Here is a 5,868-nt window from a genome sequence, read left to right on the forward strand (position 1 = left end):
TGGAAGGCGATCAACGAGTCCGACATGCTGCTGATGCCGGATCCGGCGACCGCCTGCATGGACCCGTTCTTCTCCGCCTCCACCATGTCGATCGTCTGCGACGTGCTGGAGCCCTCGACCGGCGAGCCCTATTCCCGCGATCCGCGCTCGACCGCCAAGCTCGCCGAGGCGTATCTGCGCTCCACCGGCATCGGTGACGACATCTTCGTCGGCCCCGAGGCCGAGTTCTTCGTGTTCGACGACGTGAAGTTCGGCGCCGACCCCTACCACACGGGTTTTCAGCTCGATTCCACTGAGCTTCCGACCAACGGCTTCACCGATTACGAGGGCGGCAATCTCGGCCACCGGGTGCAGACCAAGGGCGGCTACTTCCCCGTGCCGCCGCAGGACTCGGCCCAGGACATGCGCGGCGAGATGCTGGCCGCGATGCAGTCGATGGGCGTGAAGGTCGAGAAGCACCACCACGAGGTGGCCTCGGCCCAGCACGAGCTCGGCATGAAGTTCGACAAGCTCACCACGCTCGCCGACCACATGCAGATCTACAAGTACTGCATCCACAACGTGGCGCAGAGCTACGGCAAGTCCGCCACCTTCATGCCCAAGCCCGTCTACGGCGACAACGGCTCCGGCATGCACGTGCACCAGTCGATCTGGAAGGGCGGCAAGCCGCTGTTCGCCGGCGACAAGTACGCCGACCTCTCCCAGGAATGCCTGTGGTACATCGGCGGCATCATCAAGCACGCCAAGGCGCTCAACGCCTTCACCAACCCGTCGACCAACTCCTACAAGCGTCTGGTGCCGGGCTACGAGGCGCCGGTGCTGCTGGCCTACTCGGCCCGCAACCGCTCGGCCTCCTGCCGGATTCCGTGGACGACGAACCCGAAGGCCAAGCGCGTCGAGGTCCGCTTCCCCGATCCGATGGCCAACCCCTACCTCGCCTTCTCGGCGCTGCTGATGGCCGGCCTCGACGGCATCATCAACAAGATCGATCCCGGTCCGGCGATGGACAAGGATCTCTACGACCTGCCGCCGCGCGAGCTGAAGAAGATCCCGACCGTCTGCGGCTCGCTCCGTGAGGCGCTGCAGAACCTGGACAAGGACCGCGCCTTCCTCAAGGCCGGCGGCGTGTTCTCGGACGACCAGATCGACTCGTTCATCGAGCTGAAGATGACCGAGGTGCTGCGCTACGAGATGACCCCGCACCCGATCGAGTTCGTGCAGTACTACTCGCTGTAAGCCGTCGCCGGCCCAGCGTCCCGCTTTCGGCACCGGAGCCTCGCCAGGCCCCGGTGCCTTTTTTGTCCGTGTGGGCGAAAGCCGGCTGTGCATGCTTGACGCCGGCCGCCAGGGTGGGACGAGGATGCGCCGTCCTGACCGGGAGCCTCGCCCATGACCCTGACCATCCCCGTGATCCTCGGCACCGTGCGCAGCGAGCGCCAGGGGATCCGCGCCGCCCGCTTCCTCGTGGCGCAGCTCGAAGCCCGCGGCCACGCCGCGCCGCTGGTCGATCCGGCCGAGCTGCAGCTCCCGCTCCTCGACCGGATGTACAAGGAGTATCCCAAGGGCGAGGCGCCCGAGCCGCTGGAGCGGCTGGCGGCCCTGTTCCGCGGCGCCGACGCCTTCGTGGTCGTCTCGGCCGAGTACAACCACTCGATCCCGCCGGCCCTGTCGAACACCCTCGACCACTTCCTCGAGGAGTACTTCTGGCGGCCCTCGGCCATCTGCTGCTACTCGGCCGGGCAGTACGGCGGCGTGCGCGCGGCGATGCAGCTGCGGGCGATGCTGGCCGAACTCGGCGCCCCGAGCATCCCCTCGCTGCTGCCGATCCCGCGCATCCAGAAGGCGCTGAGCGAAGCCGGCGAGCCGGCCGAGGACTGGCTCGGCCGGGCCGCCAAGAAGTTCCTCGACGAGCTGACTTGGTATGCCGAGGCGCTTAAGGCGAAGCGCGCGGGCGGCACGCCGTACTGAACCCGGCGCGCGGCATCGCGCTTGCTCTCGTCGAAAGGCAGATCCGGGAGGGCGAATGAACGCGAGCGTGGACAGGGTCAGGGATGCGCTGGCCGACCTGATCAAGGCGGCGCTGATCTCTGACGACGGCAGGAGCCTCGCCTTCCGGCAGGCGGCCGCGGAAAAACTCGCCGCACTTGCCGCCGACCCGCCGCGGGCGGACGCGGTGCGGATCGACGGCGCCTGGACCCTGGCGGTCCAAGCCGCCGAGGCGCCCGAGCTTCAGCCGGAGGAGGGGCGGGTCAACCTGACCCTGCCGCGGAGCGCGCCCTTCGCCCTCGAAGAGCTGACGAACGCCGATTTCGACGTGGATCGCGCCGTGGAGACGATCCGCAAATCGGCCTCCACCGGCTGACGAGCGGGGCCGAACCTGTTCACGGCGGCCCCCGCGGCGTTGTCGCGGGGCGCCCGAGCGCCCATCTTGGACCTGCGCCGGGATCGTCAACGGTCTCACCGATCACCGAAATTCCAGCGCGTCGGACCCTCCCGGGCCGGCGCGGCGAGCCTTCCTCCTTGGCCAGACGCATCAATCCGAACGCGGGGATCCCCGCGCTTCCCTCCCGCGAGCAGATCCTCGCCTTCGTCGCCGACGCCCCAGGAAAGGTCGGCAAGCGCGAAATCGCAAAGGCCTTCGGCCTGTCGGGCGCCGACAAGATCGGCCTCAAGGCGATCCTGAAGGAGATCGAGGCCGAGGGCGCCCTCGACCGCGACCGCGGCGGCTTCCGCAAGGGCGGCAGCCTGCCGCCCGTCGTGCTGGCCGACATCGTCTCCCGCGACCGCGACGGCGACCTGATCGCCCGCCCGGCGCAGTGGGACGGGGAGGGCGAGGCGCCGAAGATCGCCGTCGAGGTGCCGCGCGCCGGCCGCAAGGGCAACCGCCCGGCCCCCGGCCTCGGCGACCGGGCGCTGATCCGCGTCGCGCCGGACCTCGAGGCGCCCGGCCGTTACACCGGCCGCGTCATCAAGGTGATCGGCAAGAACCGCGCGGAGGTGATCGGCATCTACCGCGCCGGCCGCGACGGCGGGCGCCTGCTGCCCGTGGAGAAGAAATCGCAAGGCAAGGAGATCGCGATCCCGCCGGGCGAGGAGGGTGACGCCCGCGACGGCGATCTCGTCAGCGTCGCGGTGGAGCGCGAGACCCGCTTCGGCCTGCCCCGCGGGCGCGTGACCGAGCGCCTCGGCACGCTCGGCTCCGAGAAGGCTGTGAGCCTGATCGCCCTGCACATCCACAACATCCCCCACGTCTTCCCGCCCGCGGTGCTGGCGGAGGCGGATGCGGCCAAGCGCGCGACCAAGCGCGGCCGCGAGGATTGGCGGGAGGCGCCGCTCGTCACCATCGATCCGCCCGACGCCAAGGACCACGACGACGCGGTGATGGCGGAGGCCGATCCCGATCCCGCCAACGCGGGCGGCTTCCTCGTCACCGTCGCGATCGCCGACGTGGCGGCCTATATCCGTCCCGGTTCGGCCCTCGACCGCGAGGCGCTGCTGCGGGGCAATTCGGTCTACTTCCCCGACCGGGTGGTGCCGATGCTGCCCGAGCGGATCTCGAACGATCTCTGTTCGCTGCGCGAGGGCGAGGACCGCCCCGCGCTCGCCGTCCGCATGGTGATCGGCGCCGACGGGGTGAAGCGGAGCCACAGCTTCCACCGCATCCTGATGCGCTCGCACGCCAAGCTCGCCTACGCCCAGGCGCAGGCCGCCATCGACGGGCGGCCGGACGAGAAGTCGGGCCCGGTGCTGGAGACGGCCCTGCGCCCGCTCTACGCGGCCTACGCGGCGATGAAGCGGGCGCGCGATGCCCGCGGCCCGCTCGCCCTCGACCTGCCGGAGCGCAAGGTGCTGCTCAACGCGGAAGGCGGCGTGGACCGGGTGATCGTGCCGGAGCGGCTGGAGGCGCACCGGCTGATCGAGGAGTTTATGATCCAGGCCAACGTCGCGGCGGCCGAGACCCTGGAGAAGGCGAACTCGCCGCTGATCTACCGGGTCCACGACGAGCCGGCGCTCGAGAAGATGCGCGCGCTTTCCGAGGTGCTCGCCTCGGTCGGCATCAAGATGACCAAGGCCGGAGCCCTGCGGCCCGACCTGTTCAACCGCATCCTCGCCCAGGTGTCCGAGACCGAGCACGCGCCGTTCATCAACGAGGTGGTGCTGCGCTCGCAGGCACAGGCGGTCTACGCTGCACAGAATCTGGGCCATTTCGGCCTGAATCTGCGCCGCTACGCGCACTTCACCTCGCCCATCCGCCGCTACGCGGACCTCATCGTCCACCGCGCCCTGGTGCGTGCCTGCGGATTGGGCAAGGACGGCCTGCCCGGCGACACCACGCCGGGCATGCTCGACGCGGTCTCCGAGCAGATCTCGGCGGCCGAGCGCCGGGCGATGGCGGCCGAGCGCGAGACCATCGACCGCCTGATCGCGGGCTACCTCGCCGACCGGGTCGGCGCGACCTTCTCGGGACGGATCTCCGGGGTGACGCGCTCCGGGCTGTTCGTGAAGCTCGACGAGACCGGCGCCGACGGCTTCGTGCCCGTCTCCACCATCGGCCACGAATATTACCGCCACGACGAGGCCCTGCACGCGCTGGTCGGCGACCGCAGCGGCGAGACCTACCGCCTCGGCGATACGGTCGAGGTCCGCCTCGTGGAGGCGGCGGCCGTGGCCGGCGCCTTGCGCTTCGAGATCCTCTCGGAAGGGCGCAGCCGCTCGGGTGCCAAGGGAGGCGGCGGCAAGCGGGACGGATTCAGGGCGAAGCCGGGCAAGGCCAAAGCCGGCGCGAAGGCGAAGGGCAAGGCACTTCCCGGCAAGGCACTTCCCGGCAAGGCGCATCCGGGAAAGGCGCAATCCGGCAAGGCGGCGTCGCCCGAGGGAGACCCCGCGCGGCGCCATCGCGGCTCGCGCCGCTGAGCGGAAGGGGCTAGAGTCGGGCCATGGAAACCTACGCTTCCCCTCCGGCCCCGGCTCCCCAGGATCGGACGCGGCTGGTCCCGGCCATGGCCCGCGGCTTCCTCAACCGCTGCCCGCATTGCGGGGAGGGGCACGTGTTCGGCCGCTTCCTCAAAGTGCGGCCCGCCTGCGAGGCCTGCGGCCTGGAGATGGAGGGGCACCGGGCCGACGACCTGCCGCCCTATCTCGTGATCTTCCTCGTGGGCCACATCGTCGGCTATCTCGTGCTCGAGATCGAGATGGGCTACGACGTGCCGCTCTGGATCTCGCTGACCGTATGGCCCCTGCTCACGCTCGTCCTGGCGCTCGGGCTGCTGCAGCCGGTCAAGGGCGCGGTGATCGGCCTGCAATACACGTTCGGCATGCACGGCTTCGGCAAGGCGCCCCCCGCCCGCGGCGGGACCGGCACGGGGGAGAGACGCGGCGGTGACGCAGGAACCAGAGCAGGCGACGCTCCCGAACTCGGATCGGCCTGACCCGCCTGCCGCCCCGCCCCGCCCGGCCTCGTTGCGTCCCCGCGATGCCGCGACGCTGATCGTCCTCGACACCTCGCGGAAGCGGCTGAAGCTGCTGATGGGCCGCCGCCACGGCGGGCTCGCCTTCATGGCCGGCAAGTTCGTCTTTCCCGGCGGCCGCATCGAGCCGTCCGACCGGCAGATGCCGGTGGCCGGTGCGCTGTCGCAGCGGGCCGAGGACGCGCTGCGCGCCAAGTTGCCCCGCGCGCCGCATCATCTCGGCCGCTCGCTCGCCCTCGCCGCGATCCGCGAGACCTACGAGGAGACCGGGCTCCTCATCGGCACCCGCGATTACGGCCCGCCGGAAACCGCGCCGGAGGGCGCGTGGCGGGCCTTCGGTGAGGAGGGCGTGATGCCCGATCTCGAAGCGCTGCACCTGGTGGCGCGGGCGATCACCCCG

General features: G+C 70.6%; 6 protein-coding genes. All 6 read left to right on the plus strand.

What is annotated here, in order from left to right; translation table 11 throughout:
- The coding region (gene glnA / locus MFF42_RS25125) for a type I glutamate--ammonia ligase (RefSeq protein ID WP_238258701.1) at window positions 1–1,236 on the plus strand (1,236 nt) is incomplete at its 5' end.
- Window positions 1,237–1,389: 153 nt separating this feature from the next.
- On the plus strand, window positions 1,390–1,968 hold the full coding sequence (locus MFF42_RS25130; protein WP_238258702.1) for an NADPH-dependent FMN reductase: 579 nt from the start codon (window positions 1,390–1,392) through the stop codon (window positions 1,966–1,968).
- 55 nt (window positions 1,969–2,023) lie between these two features.
- Window positions 2,024–2,362, plus strand: a complete 339-nt coding sequence (locus MFF42_RS25135) for a hypothetical protein (protein ID WP_238258703.1) — start codon at window positions 2,024–2,026, stop codon at window positions 2,360–2,362.
- 158 nt (window positions 2,363–2,520) lie between these two features.
- Window positions 2,521–4,914, plus strand: a complete 2,394-nt coding sequence (rnr, locus tag MFF42_RS25140; RefSeq protein WP_238258704.1) for a ribonuclease R — start codon at window positions 2,521–2,523, stop codon at window positions 4,912–4,914.
- Window positions 4,915–4,937: 23 nt separating this feature from the next.
- On the plus strand, window positions 4,938–5,429 hold the full coding sequence (locus MFF42_RS25145; protein WP_238258705.1) for a DUF983 domain-containing protein: 492 nt from the start codon (window positions 4,938–4,940) through the stop codon (window positions 5,427–5,429).
- Window positions 5,380–5,868, plus strand: a 489-nt coding sequence (locus tag MFF42_RS25150) for an NUDIX domain-containing protein (RefSeq protein ID WP_373875226.1), incomplete at its 3' end; no start/stop codon positions are given. The genes MFF42_RS25145 and MFF42_RS25150, both read left to right, overlap by 50 nt.

Origin of the sequence: Methylorubrum podarium (assembly GCF_022179745.1) — a bacterium.
Lineage (GTDB): Bacteria > Pseudomonadota > Alphaproteobacteria > Rhizobiales > Beijerinckiaceae > Methylobacterium > Methylobacterium podarium.

Excerpts from the sequence above, each read along its gene's own strand:
- MFF42_RS25130 (WP_238258702.1), top strand. The coding sequence starts at position 1,390 with ATGACCCTGACCATCCCCGTGATCCTCGGCACCGTGCGCAGCGAGCGC.
- MFF42_RS25135 (WP_238258703.1), top strand. The coding sequence starts at position 2,024 with ATGAACGCGAGCGTGGACAGGGTCAGGGATGCGCTGGCCGACCTGATC.
- MFF42_RS25145 (WP_238258705.1), top strand. The coding sequence starts at position 4,938 with ATGGAAACCTACGCTTCCCCTCCGGCCCCGGCTCCCCAGGATCGGACG.